This is a genomic window from Chroococcidiopsis sp. SAG 2025 (assembly GCF_032860985.1).
Lineage (GTDB): Bacteria > Cyanobacteriota > Cyanobacteriia > Cyanobacteriales > Chroococcidiopsidaceae > Chroococcidiopsis.
The window spans coordinates 5,059,008-5,076,707 of record NZ_JAOCNC010000001.1 but is presented as its reverse complement, the minus strand read 5'-3'; the positions used below and the strand labels follow the sequence as shown (position 1 = coordinate 5,076,707).

At 44.9% G+C, this 17,700-nt stretch carries 14 protein-coding genes and 1 pseudogene; 7 read left to right on the top strand and 8 right to left on the bottom strand.

Translation table 11 applies throughout. The annotated features are described in order from the left end of the window. Positions 1 to 38: 38 nt before the first annotated feature. Positions 39 to 743: pseudogene (locus N4J56_RS24975) on the bottom strand (thiamine pyrophosphate-dependent enzyme); the annotation flags it as partial. Positions 744 to 793: 50 nt separating this feature from the next. Then, a complete protein-coding gene (gene nifJ, locus N4J56_RS24970; protein WP_317108896.1) occupies positions 794 to 3,796 on the bottom strand; it encodes a pyruvate:ferredoxin (flavodoxin) oxidoreductase in 3,003 nt (1,000 codons plus the stop codon). A 174-nt stretch (positions 3,797 to 3,970) separates the two neighbouring features. Between nifJ and N4J56_RS24965 the strand changes: the two genes are divergently transcribed. After that, positions 3,971 to 4,930 (top strand): hypothetical protein, encoded by a 960-nt coding sequence (locus N4J56_RS24965; RefSeq protein ID WP_317108895.1) that lies wholly within the window; start codon positions 3,971 to 3,973, stop codon positions 4,928 to 4,930. 50 nt (positions 4,931 to 4,980) lie between these two features. Here the strand turns inward: N4J56_RS24965 and N4J56_RS24960 are convergent, their stop codons facing one another. The 4 genes from N4J56_RS24960 to N4J56_RS24945 form a co-directional block, all read right to left on the bottom strand. After that, on the bottom strand, positions 4,981 to 5,205 hold the full coding sequence (locus tag N4J56_RS24960; protein ID WP_317108894.1) for a HypC/HybG/HupF family hydrogenase formation chaperone: 225 nt from the start codon (positions 5,203 to 5,205) through the stop codon (positions 4,981 to 4,983). After that, the gene (gene hypF, locus N4J56_RS24955) at positions 5,196 to 7,616 is read right to left on the bottom strand and encodes a carbamoyltransferase HypF (protein ID WP_317108893.1); all 2,421 of its coding nucleotides are present in this window, start codon (positions 7,614 to 7,616) and stop codon (positions 5,196 to 5,198) included. The genes N4J56_RS24960 and hypF overlap by 10 nt, the downstream gene beginning before the upstream one ends. 6 nt (positions 7,617 to 7,622) lie before the next feature. Continuing rightward, positions 7,623 to 8,654 (bottom strand): Acg family FMN-binding oxidoreductase, encoded by a 1,032-nt coding sequence (locus N4J56_RS24950; protein ID WP_317108892.1) that lies wholly within the window; start codon positions 8,652 to 8,654, stop codon positions 7,623 to 7,625. 220 nt (positions 8,655 to 8,874) lie between these two features. Then, positions 8,875 to 9,096, bottom strand: a complete 222-nt coding sequence (locus N4J56_RS24945; RefSeq protein ID WP_317108891.1) for a DUF4327 family protein — start codon at positions 9,094 to 9,096, stop codon at positions 8,875 to 8,877. A 328-nt stretch (positions 9,097 to 9,424) separates the two neighbouring features. Between N4J56_RS24945 and N4J56_RS24940 the strand changes: the two genes are divergently transcribed. The 4 genes from N4J56_RS24940 to N4J56_RS24925 all read left to right on the top strand — a co-directional run bounded on the left by N4J56_RS24940 (position 9,425) and on the right by N4J56_RS24925 (position 14,241). Further along, positions 9,425 to 10,807 carry a GTP-binding protein gene (locus N4J56_RS24940; RefSeq protein WP_317108890.1) on the top strand — a complete coding sequence of 461 codons (1,383 nt, stop codon included), beginning with the start codon at positions 9,425 to 9,427 and terminating at the stop codon, positions 10,805 to 10,807. 197 nt (positions 10,808 to 11,004) lie between these two features. Continuing rightward, positions 11,005 to 11,577, top strand: coding sequence for a Uma2 family endonuclease (locus tag N4J56_RS24935; protein ID WP_317108889.1), 573 nt, complete (start codon positions 11,005 to 11,007; stop codon positions 11,575 to 11,577). Between the two features lie 118 nt (positions 11,578 to 11,695). Continuing rightward, entirely contained in the window at positions 11,696 to 13,147 is a 1,452-nt protein-coding gene (gene cysS / locus N4J56_RS24930) for a cysteine--tRNA ligase (protein WP_317108888.1), read from the top strand. Beyond that, positions 13,132 to 14,241 (top strand): AI-2E family transporter, encoded by a 1,110-nt coding sequence (locus tag N4J56_RS24925; RefSeq protein WP_317108887.1) that lies wholly within the window; start codon positions 13,132 to 13,134, stop codon positions 14,239 to 14,241. Before cysS ends, N4J56_RS24925 begins: the two co-directional genes overlap by 16 nt. 53 nt (positions 14,242 to 14,294) lie before the next feature. On the opposite strand, the gene N4J56_RS24920 is transcribed toward N4J56_RS24925, so the two are convergent. Both N4J56_RS24920 and coaD read right to left on the bottom strand, forming a co-directional pair. Next, on the bottom strand, positions 14,295 to 14,945 hold the full coding sequence (locus N4J56_RS24920) for a DivIVA domain-containing protein (protein WP_317108886.1): 651 nt from the start codon (positions 14,943 to 14,945) through the stop codon (positions 14,295 to 14,297). Next, on the bottom strand, positions 14,918 to 15,406 hold the full coding sequence (coaD, locus tag N4J56_RS24915; protein WP_015156330.1) for a pantetheine-phosphate adenylyltransferase: 489 nt from the start codon (positions 15,404 to 15,406) through the stop codon (positions 14,918 to 14,920). Before coaD ends, N4J56_RS24920 begins: the two co-directional genes overlap by 28 nt. A 361-nt stretch (positions 15,407 to 15,767) precedes the next feature. Between coaD and N4J56_RS24910 the strand changes: the two genes are divergently transcribed. Both N4J56_RS24910 and N4J56_RS24905 read left to right on the top strand, forming a co-directional pair. Beyond that, positions 15,768 to 16,715 (top strand): helix-turn-helix domain-containing protein, encoded by a 948-nt coding sequence (locus N4J56_RS24910; protein ID WP_317108885.1) that lies wholly within the window; start codon positions 15,768 to 15,770, stop codon positions 16,713 to 16,715. Between the two features lie 251 nt (positions 16,716 to 16,966). Then, positions 16,967 to 17,668: an A/G-specific adenine glycosylase gene (locus N4J56_RS24905; protein WP_317108884.1), complete on the top strand. Its 702-nt coding sequence runs from the start codon at positions 16,967 to 16,969 to the stop codon at positions 17,666 to 17,668. Positions 17,669 to 17,700 lie beyond the last annotated feature (32 nt).

The following is a 17,700-nucleotide window of genomic DNA, read 5'->3' as shown; positions in this document are numbered from 1 at the left end:
CCTCCTAAAACCTTGAAGTTAGGAAAAGAACTTGAGATCTAATCAATAGTTTCAGGCGATCGCGCAGCTAGATAGTCATACAAGCGCCAACGAGCATTGACATCTTGCTGTGCCTCTGCTAGCAATTGTTTAGCTGCGTCCGGCTTACTCTTGGTTAGCATCTTGAAGCGGTTTTCCAGATACATATATTGCTCTACTGGGAGTTTCGGAACGTGGGAATCAAGTTGGAGCGGGTTTTCTCCCTGCTGAATCCGATCTGGGTTAAAACGATACAGCAGCCAACGCCCTGAATCTACCGCAGCCTTTTGATTTTGCATCGCTGTTGCCATATTAATGCCGTGGGCGATGCAATGGCTGTAGGCAATAATCAACGATGGACCTTCGTAAGCTTCAGCTTCTAAAAAAGCTCTAAGCGTATGCTCGTCTCTTGCGCCCATTGCTACACTTGCCACGTAGACATTCCCGTAAGTCATGGCGATTAAACCCAAGTCTTTTTTGGGTGCGGGTTTACCACCAGCAGCAAATTTAGCTACTGCTCCCTTGGGGGTAGCTTTAGACATTTGCCCCCCAGTGTTGGAATAAACCTCTGTATCGAGAACGAGGATATTCACATTACGCCCGCTCGCCAGGACGCGATCGAGTCCACCAAAGCCAATATCATAAGCCCAACCGTCACCGCCAATAATCCAGACGCTCTTTTTCACTAAGTAGTCAGCGAGTGATTTTAGATTTTGGATTTTAGATTGGTAATTAGTAGTTGGTAATTGGTAATTGTAGTTGCTCCCCATCCTCCTCAGCCCCCCAGCCCCCTCAGCCCCCCAGCCCCCTCAGCTCTTTTCCCCTGCTCCCCTACTCCCTGCTCCCTGCTCCCTGCTCCCCGACTATTTGATAATTCGTCCAATTTTTGTTTGAGTAATTCAACTCTTTGGCGCTGTTCGTAGATATCTGCTTCATCCTGTTGTTCGGCAGTGAGGATGCTTGTCGCCAGTTCTTCACCTACTGCTGGTGCTAGCTGGCGGAGTAATTCGCTAGCAATTTCTGTGTGTTTGTCGATCGCAACGCGAAAACCCAAACCGAATTCGGCATTATCCTCAAATAAGGAGTTTGACCAAGCAGGACCCCGCCCCTCGGCGTTGTGCGTCCAAGGTGTAGTAGGTAAGTTACCACCGTAGATCGAAGAACAACCAGTGGCGTTGGCAATGACGGCGCGATCGCCAAATAATTGACTAACTAACTTTAAATAGGGCGTTTCTCCACAACCCGCACAAGCGCCAGAAAATTCAAATAACGGCTCTTGCATTTGCTGCTGGTTAATTTTATGCAGTTTCAAGTGGGTGCGATCGGGATTGGGAAGATTTAAGAAGAAATCCCAATTCTCCCGTTCTTGTTCCCGCAATGGTTGCTGCGGCTGCATATTAATTGCTTTCAGTTTTGGTTGTGACTTGTTTTTGGCTGGGCAAACATCCACGCAGATGCCACAGCCCGTACAGTCTTCCGGTGCAACTTGGATGGTAAATTTTAAACCTTGCCAATCATGCTCTCTAGCATTGCTACTCTTAAAAGTGGCTGGAGCAGTTTCTAGTTGCTGCGGTTCGTAAACTTTGCTGCGAATAACGCTGTGGGGACATACCATCACGCACTTACCACACTGGACGCATACATCTGAATCCCAAACTGGGATTTCCTGGGCAATATTGCGTTTTTCCCACTTCGATGTTCCACTGGGATAAGTTCCGTCTACGGGCATGGCACTCACTGGTAGCTCGTCACCCTCCCGCGCCATCATTTTTCCTAAAACATCTCGGACAAAAGTTGGGGCTGAATTGGTAATTGGTAATTGGTTTTCGCTATTATCTGTTACTCGCGAGCCATAATTGACTTCATACAGATGTGCTAGAGTTTCATCCACTGCATGGATATTCATCTGGACAATTTCATCGCCTTTCTTGCCGTAGGTTTTGCGGATAGATTGCTTAATTTGGGCAATAGCTTCATCTTTTGGTAGCACGCCAGAAAGAGCGAAGAAGCAAACTTGCATAACGGTGTTAATTCTTCCACCCATTCCAGCGTTGCGAGCAACTTGGTAGCCATTAATTACGTAAAATTTCAGTTGCTTTTGAATAATTTGAGCTTGGAGCGATCGCGGTAAATAATTCCAAACTTCATCTGCTGGGTAGGGACTGTTGAGCAAAAAAGTACCACCAGAGACGATCTCTTTGAGTAATGGAAATTTCTCGATAAACTCCCACTGATGACAAGCAACAAAGTTAGCCCGATTGACTAAATACGTGGAGCGAATTGGCTGCGTTCCAAATCGTAAATGAGAAACTGTCACAGAACCCGATTTTTTGGAATCGTAGACAAAATAGCCTTGAGCGTAGTTTTCTGTCTGTTCGCCAATAATTTTAATGGAATTCTTATTAGCTCCTACAGTCCCATCTGCACCCAATCCATAAAAGATGGCTCGTACTACATGCTCTGATTCAATCGAAAACTCAGGATCGTATGGCAGACTAGTGTGAGTCACATCATCGTTGATACCCACGGTAAAGTGATTTTTAGGTCGATCTAGCGCGAGGTTATCGAAAACTGCTTTAACCATCGCTGGGATAAATTCTTTGGATGATAAGCCGTAGCGTCCACCGATGATCTGGGGAGTCGGGAGTCGGGAGTCGGGAGTCGGAAGTAATAGTTCTTCCTTGCTCCTCTGCCCCTCTGCTCCTAGTCTCCTCTGCTCTGCATATTCGCACACAGCGGTAACAACATCCTGATACAACGGCTCGCCTGCTGCGCCTGGTTCTTTGGTGCGATCTAAAACTGCGATCGCTTTGACTGTTGCAGGTAACGCTTCGACAAATCTTTTGGCATCAAAAGGGCGATAAAGTCGGACTTTGACGACTCCTACTTTTTCGCCACTAGCATTGAGGTAATCTACAGTTTCGTGGACGGCTTCGCAACCAGAACCCATTAAGACAATAACTCTCTCTGCTGCTGGATCGCCGTGGTATTCAAATAGTTGATATTGTCTGCCCGTCATTTGGGCAAACTCGTCCATCACCTTTTGGGTAATGTCTGGGCAAGTTAGATAGTAAGGATTGACAGTTTCCCGGGCTTGAAAGTAGACATCGGGATTTTGGGCTGTACCGCGAATCACTGGGCGATCGGGAGTTAAAGCGCGATCGCGATGGGCAAAGACTAGCTCGTCGGGAATGAGCGATCGCATGTCATCTTCTATCAATAGTTCCACTTTGGCAATTTCATGCGAGGTGCGGAAGCCATCGAAGAAATGTAGGAAAGGAATTCGTGATTCTAATGTTGCTCTTGTGGCGATGAGGGCGAAATCGTGAGCTTCTTGGACTGATGCGGCACACAACATCGCAAAACCTGTTGTCCGCGCTGCCATCACATCGCTATGATCGCCGAAAATGGAGAGGGCTTGAGCGGCAAGCGATCGCGCTGCTACGTGAAAGACTGTCGGTGTCAGTTCTCCGGCAATTTTGTACATATTTGGCAGCATCAACAATAATCCCTGCGATGCCGTGAAAGTCGTCGTCAGCGAACCTGTCTGTAAAGCACCGTGAAGCGCCCCAGCAACGCCTCCCTCACTCTGCATTTGGACTACGGCAGGAACATTACCCCAAATATTTGCTCTGCTTTCTGCTGTCCAAGCATCAGCCCATTCAGCCATTGGTGAGGAGGGAGTGATAGGGTAAATGGCAATGACTTCATTCAAGCGATAGGCAACTTGAGCAACTGCCTCATTACCATCTAGGGTTGCAAATGTTTTTGTTTTCATTTTTTCAACCTTTGCAAGCTTCTAAAGTATTACCATGTGACTGTTTTGGCTCTACCTTGAAGTTAGAAGGGAAACTTGAGGAACCTGTGAGGAGATTTGGCTATTTCCCTCTTTCAGAAATTGATTGGGCTATATTTGTATGGTTAATTTCTCGACCTATTTATTTTTGTAGTAATGGATATTGACTCAGAAACGAAAGTTTATAGATTTGTAAACTTTTTCGATTTGTACAAACTGGTTACAAATAAAAAACTGCGAATGTCAAAGCTATCTATAATGGAAGATAAAAACGAAGGATTAGGTAGAATTCTTGAATCTCAAGAAAGCGATTTATTTCTTCGTGTCCATTGCATCGAATCTGAAGAAATTAAAAAATATCATAATGGTATAATTCACAACACTTATGTTAGTTGTTGGACAAAAGAAGCTGATATGGTCGCGATGTGGTCGCTTTATTCAGTCGATAAGACAGGTATTCGGATACGTACATCAGCAAAGAAACTTTTATCCGCGCTCGAGCGATTTTTTACAGCTCATCACTGGAGCGAATATGACGAGCTTTCAAATAAGAATCAATTTCTAGCAGATAGATATGATGTCTGTCAAGTCAAATACGTTGATTTTTACGGTCTAAGAGATGAAATACGACGCAAGTATCAGAATTTTGACAAGTTGGCAAGGGAAAAGAGTAGTTTAAATTCATTCTATTTTGAGGATGAAAACGGATACAAACAAGACTATGAAAAACTCCAGCGACATAAGATTATCCAAATAGAAGGCTGGGCTTTAAAAGATAGAGCATATCAACATGAACAAGAAATAAGAGGATTACTATTTTGCGGTATTAGGAGCAATCGCACAATAGAAGAATATTCTGAAGATCCACTAAAAAGTTTAGTTCATTGGGCAGATGCAGAAGTATTACCTAATTTTATCTATTTAGATATTGAGGACGACTTTATTGAAGAAATATGCTTCGATCCTAGATGTCCTAATTACAAAATAGAAGTCTATATGGACATACTAAAAAACTATCTAAAAAACTATTCAATTTCAATTGTGAAATCTAGAGCTTTTGGTTATGCACTGGAAGAGAGTTTTGCGTCGGATATAGATGGATATCCAAGAGAGTAACCTATTAGAACTGAATTGTCCAACAAGTGTTATGAAAATGATATCTCAATCTATATTTCTTGCAGATAACTTAAGGTGCGTTCTGCTTCTTGTGGATCGAGAATGCTAAGAGCAAAACCTACATGAACGATTACGTAGTCATCTACTTTTGCGTCAGGAACATAGGCAAGACTGACTTCTTTAATAACTCCACCAAAACTAACTTTTCCAGTTTGCATCAATGGTTCTCGATCGCAATTAATACTGATAATTTTTCCTGGAACTGCTAAACACATGGGTGTTGCTTCCTGTTGCTTAAGTGAAAAGTTGCTGCCACAATTTGTCCTAGCGCGATTCCCCCATCATTAGGTGGGACGCGCTGATGCCAATAAGGGCAAAAGTTTTCTGCTTGCAATCTTTTAATGGCTCTTTCAGTTAAATATTTATTTTGAAAACAACCGCCTGTAAGTATAATTTTTTCTTCACCCACAGACTTTGCTACGGCAACTACGATCTCAACGAGCGTATTGTGAAACTTAGCTGATATTTTCCCGAGTGGTAAACCACATCTTATATCTGCTAAGATTTCTCGCAGCATTTGCAGCAGATTGACGATCGCAGGCGATGACGTTGCCAAAATCTCAAAGCTATAGCACTCGTCAGTATCAAATCCGGCGATCGCAAATTCCAATTCCATTGCTGCTTGTCCTTCAAACTGGTTTTGTTGACGCAATCCTACAATTGAGGCGATCGCATCAAATAGCCGTCCTATACTAGAAGTCACTGACGTATTGAGATTTCTTTGCAGCATTGTCTGCAAAATTCCTAAATCGCGATCGCTAAAAGCTTTCACTGGTGCTAAGTGCTTCATCTCAAACAAGTCTTCACCCAACAATTCATAGAGCAAACCAATTGCGACTCGCCTTGGTTCTTTAATTGCCTTTTCTCCCCCAGGCAGCCGAAAAGTTTGCAGATAGGCGACTCGCTCAAATGGTGTTTCTCTGTCGCTCGTTGACGAGCGCCAAGAGTTAACCAGCAAAAATTCTCCACCCCAAATTGTGCCATCTAGTCCGTAACCAGTACCGTCCCAAGCAATACCCAAGACGGGTTTGGAGTCATGCATCCCAATTAAATTATTTTCAGCCATGCATGAGAGAACGTGAGCGTAGTGGTGTTGTACTGGAATCGCAGGAATCCCAGAATTACGCGCAAATTGAGTAGAGAGGTAATCGGGATGAAGATCGCAGGCGATCGCCACTGGTTTTGTCTGATAAAGTTGTTGAAAATCTGCGATCGCCCGTTCAAAAGCATTCAAAGCTGGTACTGTTTCTAAATCTCCGATATGCTGACTGACAAAAACTTGCTCTTTGACACAAAGCGCGATCGTATTTTTGAGATGCGCCCCTACTGCGAGAAGGGAGTCGAGAATTGTAGGGGCGGGTTCACCCGAAATTTCTGCTAGCAGCGAAGTTTTTTGGTAAACCCGCCCGTACAGGAGTCGGGAGTCGGGAAAGAGAACGGTGCATGGCAAAGGTGCATAGCCACGGGCGCGACGTAAAACCATTTCTCTTCCCATCATCACGCGCACGACAGAATCATCTACAGGACGGGCAATCGGTCGATTGTGGACTAGGAAAACTTCAGCAATGCTACTCAGGCGTTGCAGTGCTTCTTTTTCATCAATACAAATAGGTTCATCTGTTAAATTGCCACTGGTAGCAACTATCGGAAAACCCAACTCAGCCATGAGTAGGTGATGTAGAGGAGTGTAAGGCAACATCACACCCAAGTAAGGATTGCCAGGAGCAACTGAGGGGGCAATCGCATGAGATGCTAACTTCCCTTGCAGCAGTACAATTGGAGCTTGAGGCGATCGCAACAGCTTTGCTTCTAAGTCTGAAACTTCGCAGTCTGCTTGAATTAGTTCCAGGGAAGGGTACATCAAAGCAAAAGGTTTAGCTTCCCTTCGCTTGCAACGGCGCAGTTTTTGCACGGCTGCTTCGTTACGTGCGTCTACTACCAGATGAAACCCGCCCAAACCCTTGATAGCAATGATCTTACCTTGACAAATCGATGCAGCAGCTTGAATCAATGCTTGATGATGTAATGCTAGAACATTGCCATCTCGCTCCCATAACTCCAGATGGGGTCCACATTCAGGACAGGCGTTAGGTTGGGCGTGAAAGCGACGATCCAACAGATTTTCATACTCAGACTGACAACGAATGCACATCTGAAACTTTTTCATTGTCGTATTGGCGCGATCGTAGGGCAAAGCCTCGACAATGCTAAAGCGGGGACCGCAGTTAGTACAGTTGGTGAAGGGATAACCGTAGCGGCGATCGCTTTTGTTGAAAATTTCGCGCAGACAATCCGAGCAAGTGGCAAGGTCGGGTAATATTGTTGCTGTTTTCGCACCACCCGTACTGGCATGAATCTCGAACTGTTGGTAGCCTACGGGAGCGAGAAATTTCGATTCTAGACTTTGAATTATCGACCGGGGTGGCTTTTGTTGCTCGATGCGTAACAGAAAATTCTGTAACTGCGCTTGAGTGCCTTCTACTTCAACAAAAACCCCTTGGGCAGAATTGTTCACCCATCCTACAAGTCCTAATTCTGTTGCCAGTCTGTAGATAAACGGACGAAAGCCTACTCCCTGTACAGCACCTCGAATAGTTACGTGTAAACGTTGTTTTAGGATTGACATCTTGTCTTATAGCAAAACTTCATCGACTCCTCGCCTTGCTGTTGGTTTTACCTCAGAACCAAAACCCAGACGCAACAGAATTTGTGGATAGCCCGATGCGTAGATTAATTTGCTCAGTTGCGATCGCAAAGTTGGCACTTCAATCGGCTGATTTAAAAAGGATGCTGATAATCCTACTGCTTGACTTCGCAGCAGTACGCGCTCTAGTGCTTGCCCCGCTGCCAGCCAATCTCTCGGAGTATCTTGCTCTGTACCCAGCACTAAAATTGCCGGAGACTGGATCGTGAGTTGGCGGTTATGATGAGCCATTGCATCTCCGAGATCGAGGGTACGCATTGCCCAAGCAAAAATAGGTGTAGCAAAATCTAAGCACCGATTCACTCCATATGCATATCCAGGTATACCATCATGGCTGGGGCTGCTACCTGGATGAATCCAAGCTGCTAATTCGCGGCGAAAGTCGGGATTTGCCATTTGCAAGCGATCGCCTCGTACCACTAATTCGGCGATCGCCTGACGGGTCAGATCTCCTTTCACAACGTGCAACCACGCACCTTCGCTAGCGGCATCTACTTGTAACCATGTCAGCATCGATTTGGGTACATCCCGGTTTTCATAATCCCTTCGATTCGTATGTCTTTGGGGAATTGCCTCAAACAGCATTTGCTCGTCAGCGCTAGCCTGTGTGGGTTTGCCTAACTGAATCGTAGCTAACAAGTCTGGATGACTGGGTTTTGGAAAAGTTGAGATTTTGCCCGTATAACCAAAGTGACGTAGAGCAATCCGAAGATTAAATAATGCCGTACCGCAGCTGATAATTAATTCCCGGTCTTGAGGATCGACAACAGGCAAAGCGCGAGTCCGGTCAGTATAGAGCGCGATCGCTTCATCTTGAATTTTAAAATTCCAAGGTTGAGTATTATGCCCAGAAGGAGCTAGCAATGCATAGTTTAAAAGAAACTTGAGCTGCTCTGTAGGTGTACCAGTTTGGGGAAATTCAGCTTCTTCAATGTTCCAGAAATTGGATATTGTAGACATGGCGATCGCCTCGCAGCATGCATAATTTTGCTCGGTAATTTTAACTATTTTTTAGCAATATAAGTTATTGCGGTTTACAACGTCGATTCTATATTCGACTCATCCCTAAACTATCTCAAAAAAACTATTCAAACTATTTCCAAACTAATACTAAAAGTATTAATCGCAACCAAGTTTTAGCTTTTAACTTTTGACTTTTAAGTTTTGACTTTTGAATTTCCTAGTCTTCTTGCCAATCTTCACGACCTAATAAATCGATGATTCGATCTCTAAGCAAAAAATCATTTTCCTCTAGCTCAATTTCTACACAAACCCACTCACGACCTGGAATGTATTTGCACAAAGCATAAATTGGTTGGTGACGGTCAACAAGTCCTTTGTCAACTCGTTGACGAGCTTCGTCTTTGATAGCATTGATGTCGTACTTAACTGATGTTTTCATACAAATTACCTTCTACCTAGTAGTAGTTAACGGTTAATGATTAACAGTTAACACTCAGCAGTCAACAGTCAACAGCTAGCACCCGAGATGTAAGAACCCTTGGGAATTGCTATAGCATCAGGTTGGTTTAAACCATATCTTGTTTGGTTATAGGTTTAACTTAGCAAGCAAATTTGAGGAAATTGTGAGTAACTCAACGTTCTCCCAGACCGTTTGACGATTCATGCAGAACCAAACAGACAAAATCTGCCTTGTGTAACCGCTCGATTTGCCATTCCAACTGCGATCGCACTAGAGTAAATCTGTACACTGCCGCAGTCTCTCAACCTTGACTCAATCTCAAGCTAAGCGAATCGATCTCCAAGAATCCCACCTCAACCGCGCTCGTGCAAGTATCCGCCAAGCGCTATCTTGGTACGGACATCTGCGTAAATCCAATCCACAGCCTGCAAAGCTTGAATTAGCTGGGTTGGTTAAACCAGATTTGGAAGTCCTAACTTCGACGCTGAATAAATTAGAAACGAATGTCATTTGTATCGCTGCTTTTGGATTGGTGAGTCGAGGCAAATCAGCGGTTCTCAATGCCTTAGTCGGGCAGAAAATTTTACCTACGGGTCCCCTACACGGTGTAACTCAATATCCCCGTTCCGTGCGATGGAACCCAGGTGGAAAAGTACAGATTGAATTAATCGACACGCCAGGATTAGATGAAATTGAAGGTCAAGCTAGAGCGCAAATGGCGAAGGATGTGGCGCGTCAAGCTGACTTAATTTTATTTGTCGTCGCTGGTGATATTACCCGTACTGAATATCAAGCACTTTGCGAACTACGACAAGCACAGAAGCCGCTGATTTTAGTATTCAATAAAATCGATTTATATCCCGAAACCGATAGGGAAGCAATTTATAAAAATCTTCAACAATTAGGGGCTGGTAGTCCGACAGCAAGACGCTTACAGCAACTTTTGTCTAGCGATGAAATTGTCATGGTGGCGGCGGAACCAGCAGCCGAAGAAGTGCGGGTAGAATATCCCGACGGACAAGTTGCTTACGAGTGGGAAACACCACCACCTCAAATTGCAGAGTTACGGCAAAAGATTTTACACGTACTCAATCGCGAAGGGCGATCGCTACTGGCTTTAAATGCTTTACTACAAGTAAAAGATGCAGAAGCTGCGATCGCAGGCAAAACTCTAGATCGTCTTAATGAAGCTGCGGAAGATTTAATTTGGCAATATACCAAATACAAAGCTTTAGCTGTCGGACTCAACCCCATCGCCGTACTTGACGTTTTAGGCGGATTTGTTGCCGATCTCGCCCTAATTCGTGCTTTGGCTAAGTTATATAATTTGCCAATGACGGGGTTTGAAGCCACAAAGTTGTTGAGGACAATTTTGTTTAGTTCTGGTGGTTTGCTATTGAGCGAATTAGGTAGCGGAATGCTATTAGGCTTAGGTAAAAGTGCGACTGCGATCGCCTCTGGGGATAATCCGTTCAATATAACTGCATTTGCGGGGACTGCGATCGCTCAAGGGGGAATTGCTGGTTATGGTACGTATGCTGTAGGAAAAGCCGCCCAAGTATATTTAGAAAAAGGCTGTAGTTGGGGACAATTCGGCGCAAGTACCGTAATTCAAGAAATTTTATCTCAAGTCGAGCCAAATACGATTTTGTATCGATTGCGGTTGGAGTTGGGGCAACATTTGAGTTAAACAAGTCAAAAGTTAAAAGTTAAAAGTCAAAAATGTATAACAGCTGAATAAATGCAGATGAACGCAGATAAACATATGTAGGGGCGGGTTCAGCCGCAATCTTTTTCGGAGTCAGAAACGATCGACAAACCCGTCCCCAGATCTATGCGATCGTAATTTATAATTTCGCAATAGATTATTGTTTCGAGATTATGTATATGAATACCATCGCCCTAGATTTACATTCAGTAATAGACTTGACTGACGAGCAATTTTTCATGCTTTGTCAACAAAATCGAGATCTCAAGTTTGAACGTACTGCGAAAGGAAAGATAATTATTATGCCACCTACAGGATGGGGAACAGGGAACCGTAATGTAGAACTTTCATTTCAATTACAAGCATGGAGCCGTTCTAACGATTTAGGCATTGCCTTTGACTCATCTACAGGTTTTATCCTACCCAACAGAGCTATCCGTTCCCCTGATGCTGCATGGGTGAGAAAAGCAAGAATTGAAGCATTAAATCCAGATCCAGACAAGTTTCTACCCCTCGCCCCCGATTTTGCAGTGGAATTGATGTCAGCTAGCGATATGCTCGAAGACCTACAGACAAAGATGCAAGAGTATGTAGAAAATGGGGTGCGTTTAGGTTGGCTGATTGACCCCAAACAACAATATGTTGAGATTTATCGTCAAGGACGAGAAGTAGAAGCGCTATTATCTCCTACCACCTTATCAGGAGAAGATATACTACCTGGGTTCGTTTTGGATTTACAGGGTATTTTCTAAACGCATCGGTAAACTGAGATACCTAAACTAGAAGATGAATGACTCTTGAGGGTTTAACATGAGATTTAGTGACGATCGCCCAGTAAAGCGCGATCGCTAAAAACATAGTTGCCCTGTTATGACCCTGACAATCTACAACACTCTCACTCGTCGTCAAGAACCATTTGAGACTGTCGAACCAGGCAAAGTCAAAATGTACTACTGTGGCGTAACAGTATACGACTATTGCCATTTGGGTCATGCACGCGCTTGTATTATCTGGGATGTCGTGCGGCGCTACCTGCAATTTCTAGGGTACGAAGTCACGTACATTCAGAATTTTACTGATATTGACGATAAAATTCTCAACCGCGCCCGTCAAGAAAATTCCTCAATGGAAGCCGTAGCCGAACGCTATATCCAAGCATATTTTGAGGATATGACGCGGTTGAATGTGAAAGAAGCAGATGCCTATCCCCGCGCTACGCACACGATGAACGGCATTCAACGGCTAATTTTTGAATTAGAACAAAAAGGCTATGCCTATCCCGCAGACGGCGATGTCTACTACGCTGTCAAACAGTTTCCCGAATATGGTAAGTTGTCGGGACGCAAATTAGAAGACATGCAAGCAGGCGCTAGCGGGCGCGTAGACGCAGAAGACCCAGAAGGAAGAAAAAAGCAAGAACCATTTGATTTTGCTCTGTGGAAAGCCGCTAAACCAGGGGAACCAGCGTGGGAATCACCTTGGGGTGCAGGTCGCCCTGGGTGGCACATTGAATGTTCGGCAATGGTACGCGATCGCCTGGGTGATACGATCGACATTCATGCAGGGGGAGCAGATTTAATCTTCCCCCATCATGAAAATGAAATTGCTCAAAGTGAAGCCGTGACAGGCAAATCCCTCTCTCGTTACTGGATGCACAACGGCATGGTGAAGGTAAACGGGGAAAAAATGTCCAAATCCTTGGGCAACTTTATCACGATTCGCGAGTTGCTCGATCGCCCCACCGATCCGATGGCAGTTAGGTTATTCGTCCTGCAAGCACATTACCGCAAACCAATTGATTTTACCGACGAAGCGATCGCGGCTGCTACCAACGGCTGGCACACCCTCAGAGAGGGATTGTTGTTTGGACATCAATTTGCTAAGCTCTTTTCCGACTCCCGACTCCCGACTCCCGACTCCCTGCTCCCCGAAGTCGTACAGAGATTTAAAGCAGCAGTCAATGATGACTTTAATTTTCCGAATGGATTGGCTGTACTGCAACCTTTAGCGAAGGAATTGGCGCGGGAAGGTAATCTATTGGTACACCAAGGCAAGACAGAAACTCCACCCGAGGAATTACAACGTCAGTGGTATACTTTGGTAACTTTAGCCGAGGTTTTAGGATTTACCGCCACAATAGAGGCTGACACTATGACTAATGACGGTTTAAGCGATACAGAAATTGAAGCTATGCTGGAACAAAGGCAAGCTGCTAGAAAAGCAAAGAACTTTGCCGAATCAGACCGCATTCGCGACGAACTACAGGCTTGCGGAATCACTGTAATTGATAGCCGTGATGGTACGCGATGGCATCGCAACTAAATCGTCCTTTGTTGTCTGTATCTAACTTGCTGCTCCTGGTTGCCACTATCTTTTTGGCAATTTTGTTGTGGCAACTCCGAGGCTTATTAGTAACTTTAATGATTGCTGTTGTTTTAGCAGCCGCGATCGCGCCTATTGTCAACATAGCAGAAAGATGGCGGTTTCCCCGTTGGCTGGCAGTCATTGGCGTATATCTCACTTTAGTGGCTGGCTTAACTGGAGTCGGTTTACTTGTCGGTCCTACCCTGATCGCTCAAATCGAAACTTTGGTGAGAATCCTGCCGCTTTATATCGACAATCTTTTCGGACTGGTAGAACAATTCGCGCTCAAATTGGGAATTACTGAATCAGAAATCGAGCAATTTTTTGACCTACAAGCATTAACGGGATGGATAATTCGCTCCGGTCAACAATTATTAGTCAGTTCCTACGACATCACCACCGGAATTTTAGGCGGAATATTTAACTTAATTCTGGCGTTCTTGCTTTCAGGCTATATGGTTGCTGGTAGGGAAAATTTAATTTCAGGTTTAGTCAATTTATTTCCCCAACCGTGGAGCGATCGCCTTGCCGAGCAAGTCGAGCCGATTGCCCGTCGTATGGGAGGATACATTCAAGGTCGAGTCTTGGTTTCAGCAATTTTATCCGTTGCCATTACAATCGGTTTGGGAATTTTAGGTTTATCAGAATTTGCCCTAGCTTTAGGAGCGATCGCTGGATTTACCAATTTAATTCCTTTTCTCGGACCCATCTTAGGTGTTATTCCGGCTTTAGTCGTCGCCATTTCTCAAGGTGGCTGGACGTTTTTGTGGGTATTGTTGTTATTTATCGTCGTCCAAAACCTAGAAACCTACGTTCTCGATCCCCTACTTGTTGGTTCCTCCGTCCAAGTCCATCCACTCTACCAATTACTAGCCGTTTTGGGAGGAACCCAAGTTCTCGGTATTCTAGGAGCCGTGATCGTGCCACCCTGGATTGCCGGAGCATCAGTACTATTAGAAAACCTATATTTACGACCGAAATTATTAGCTGAAGGCAAGGTGAGTCGGGAGCCGGGAGTCGGGAGTCGGGAGTCGATTTGTAGTAATTGGTAGTTGGTAGTTGGCAAGAGAAGAGATGAGAAGATTTTTCACCACGCACCACTCATTCAAGCGGATTTCCGCTGCTGTGTTTCATCTGGTTGCAACTGCCGTCGTCCGTTGTAGATGATGCGGAGTGCTTCTGTAAGTTGCTGCTCCAAACTATTAAGGACAGCATCGGCATAATCATCCGCACCGCGTAGAATCTCCTCTGCCTCTAGAATTGCCTCTTGCCGCATCCGCTCGATTTGCCGTTCCGCTTCTTGACGCAGGCGATCGATTTGTTGCAGATTTTCTTCTTGCGCTAATAAGCACTCTTGTTGAACTTGCTGTTGGAGTTGCCTAGCTGAGAGGTCAGCTTGTTGTACGATAGTCGTCCGATCGACAATCTGGGCTGCTTGTGCCTGTGCTGTCTGAATAATGTCGTCGGCTTCTCGTTCTGCCTGTAAGAGAATGTTCTGTCTTTGCGCGACGATCGCTTGTGCTTGTTGTAACACAGCTGGTAGGAGCGAGCGAATGAAATCGATTCGATCGAGCAACTGCTCCTCATCTACTAGCGTTCTGCGCGTCAGAGGAATATGGGGACTAGAAAGAATGATTTCTTCTAGCCGAGCCAATTCCTGCTGAATTTCTCCGCTACCTAGATCGGCAGCATCTGCTAGCGGCGGAAAGCCTCTATTCTCTTCAGGCTCTAGATTGGGTGAGTTTTGGCTTGGCATCGGTAAACATCCCGAGCAATGTGCGGTGGGACTAGATGGTCGATGGGACCGCCAAATTTAGCGATCTCTTTCACCACACTACTACTTAAAAAACTGTACTCATTTGATGTCGCCAAAAAAACAGTTTCAATTTCAGATGATAGCGTTTTATTGATGTGAGCCATCTGTAATTCAGCTTCAAAGTCTGAAATTGCCCGTAAACCACGGATGAGAGCTTTAGCTTGTCGCATTTGAGCGTAATTGACAGTTAATCCATCAAAACTATCAACCTCCAGATTAGGTAAATGACGAGTGGTAAGGCGAATTTGTTCTAGCCGTTCTTGCACGGTGAACATAGGGGTTTTATTCGGATTGCGCAACACGGCAACGACTAAGCGATCGAATAGCTCACAACCGCGTTCGATAATGTCGAGATGTCCTAAGGTAATTGGATCGAAGCTACCAGGATAAATGGCTAGCACTAGTCAACAGCCTCAGAGTTACTGGAAAATTATAAATCAGTTATCAGGGAGCAGCGAGTAGGGAGCAGAGGAGTAGAGGAGCGACAACCATCAACCAATAACCACCAACCAACAACCGTCTTCACGAAGTGTAGCGCAGCGTTTACCGTCAACCGTCAACAAATGAGCAATGACCAATGCCCAATGAGAATCAAAGTACCGCTAAAATTGAATGCAGCAGTGTTCTGGCTGGAATTGGTGAGCGCTTAATCAGGCTCAACCTAAAACCACTTTTGCCACTGGTGCTGTAGAGACGAGAGCGAATATCGAGCCGCAATCGCCAATTCTAGTAATGAGAAGCGGGCTGAGGGGAAACTGGAGTATGACGGTCAAAAAATTAACGGAAGCTGACAGAACAGAAATTTTGGATTTGTATCGCAATACAGGAGAGACAACATCAACGCTAGCAGATCGCTATGGAGTGAGCAACTCTACGATTAGCCGCTTCTTGAAAGTGACTTTGCCAGAAGATGAGTATGAAACGCTCATTGCAGCTAAACGGGCGGCTCGGACTCCTGGGGGAGCAGAGAGAGAAGAGGTAGCAGCGATCGCTTCCCCTGTGGTAGAAGTACCCTCACCCACCCTAGAAGCACCCATACTAAAAACGATATCTGAACCCGAACCAGTTGTTGAAGCCCCTACCCCCAAACCTGTGAAAAAACGGCGTTCGACAGCGAAGACTGGAGCAGAAATCGAACCGCTAGCGGAACAATTAGAGTTACTCAGTAACCCTTCCCTACCTGTAGAAGAAGAAGTGCGCGAGGAGGTAAGCGCAGAGGCTAGCGAGATTGCAGCAATTATGGTAGGAGAAGAATTGCTCGATGAAGATGAAGACGAAGATGATGAGGATGACGATCTAGAAGATTTAGAAGATTTGGAAGATCTAGACGAAGACGACGATTTCGAGGAAGAGACAACACCAGTTATTAGAAGGCGATTGCCCGTCGAAAGCTTCGTCAGGGTGTTACCGTTGTCAGAAGCAATGCTGCCGAGAACATGTTATATCGTGATCGATCGCATGGCAGAATTAATTACGCGACCGCTGAGGGATTTTGGTGATTTGGGACAAATTCCCGTGCAAGAAGTCCAACAAAAAACTCTACCGATATTTGATAACCATCGGGTAGCGCGGCGATTTTCTAGCAAACGCGATCGCGTGATTAAAGTCCCCGACAGTCGCATGTTGCAAAAAACTCGTTCTCAACTTCAATCTAAAGGCATTACACGTCTGCTATTTGATGGACGAGTCTATTCTTTGTCGTCTAATTAGATGTTTGTAGAGGCGCGCTATTCGTGTCTCTATTTACAGAATTGCTTATTGTGTCACGCAAAGGCGAGCCAGTGCGTTGCGGAGGTTCCCTCCGTTGTAGCAACTGGCGTGCAAAGACGCAAAGTGTAGTTTTGGATTTTCGCATCCTAGTTTAATTTTTGGTAAGCTGCTTGTTGCGAAAGATTGTTTCTCAATTGGAATGATGGCACAAAGTTTAAGTGTTTTGTCTTGAAAGAGAGGAATCTAATGTTGTGACAAGCGCGACCGCTCAATCTCAAGAAAATTTTACATCGCTTCTGGCTGCAAACAAAATTAAGGGGTTTCGTCGTCAGTTAACCAGTTGGGCTACTCTCAATCTGCGAGAATTTCCTTGGCGCAATACAACAGATGCCTATGCTATTTTCATCGCTGAGTTTTTGCTGCAAAAAACTAGTGCTAATACAGTTGCTCCAATTTACGCAGATTTTTTGACACGATATCCTACCCTCAAAGATTTGGCAACGGCATCAGTAGAAGAAATTGCGATTTTATTAAAGCCTTTAGGTTTGCATTTCCGTGCCGATCGCCTTTATCAATCTGTACAAGTAATTATCGAACAGTATGATGGTAAAATTCCAGCATCAGAGGCTCAGTTGCTTTCTTTACCTGGAATTGGGTTATATACGGCACGCTCTATCTGTGCCAATGCTTTTGCACAGCCGCTAGCAATACTCGATACCAACGTAGCGCGGATTTTAGAGCGATTCTTTGGTTTGCAGGGGAATCGTGTCAAATCTCGTTGTAAGTTGTTGTGGAGTGCGGCTGAATATGTCGCTCCGAAAACAAATGTGAGTCGGTGGAATTTAACGTTATTAGATTTTGGTGCGGGAGTTTGTACGGCTAGAAATCCCAGTTGTGGAATTTGTCCGTTGCGATCGCAATGCAATTACGCCAAAATTAAACATTCAGCATAAACGATTTGTAGGGGCGGGTTGAACTAAGATCT

Excerpts from the sequence above, each read along its gene's own strand:
- nifJ (WP_317108896.1), bottom strand. The coding sequence starts at position 3,796 with ATGAAAACAAAAACATTTGCAACCCTAGATGGTAATGAGGCAGTTGCT.
- N4J56_RS24965 (WP_317108895.1), top strand. The coding sequence starts at position 3,971 with ATGGATATTGACTCAGAAACGAAAGTTTATAGATTTGTAAACTTTTTC.
- N4J56_RS24960 (WP_317108894.1), bottom strand. The coding sequence starts at position 5,205 with ATGTGTTTAGCAGTTCCAGGAAAAATTATCAGTATTAATTGCGATCGA.
- hypF (WP_317108893.1), bottom strand. The coding sequence starts at position 7,616 with ATGTCAATCCTAAAACAACGTTTACACGTAACTATTCGAGGTGCTGTA.
- N4J56_RS24950 (WP_317108892.1), bottom strand. The coding sequence starts at position 8,654 with ATGTCTACAATATCCAATTTCTGGAACATTGAAGAAGCTGAATTTCCC.
- N4J56_RS24945 (WP_317108891.1), bottom strand. The coding sequence starts at position 9,096 with ATGAAAACATCAGTTAAGTACGACATCAATGCTATCAAAGACGAAGCT.
- N4J56_RS24935 (WP_317108889.1), top strand. The coding sequence starts at position 11,005 with ATGAATACCATCGCCCTAGATTTACATTCAGTAATAGACTTGACTGAC.
- cysS (WP_317108888.1), top strand. The coding sequence starts at position 11,696 with ATGACCCTGACAATCTACAACACTCTCACTCGTCGTCAAGAACCATTT.
- N4J56_RS24925 (WP_317108887.1), top strand. The coding sequence starts at position 13,132 with ATGGCATCGCAACTAAATCGTCCTTTGTTGTCTGTATCTAACTTGCTG.
- N4J56_RS24920 (WP_317108886.1), bottom strand. The coding sequence starts at position 14,945 with ATGCCAAGCCAAAACTCACCCAATCTAGAGCCTGAAGAGAATAGAGGC.
- N4J56_RS24910 (WP_317108885.1), top strand. The coding sequence starts at position 15,768 with ATGACGGTCAAAAAATTAACGGAAGCTGACAGAACAGAAATTTTGGAT.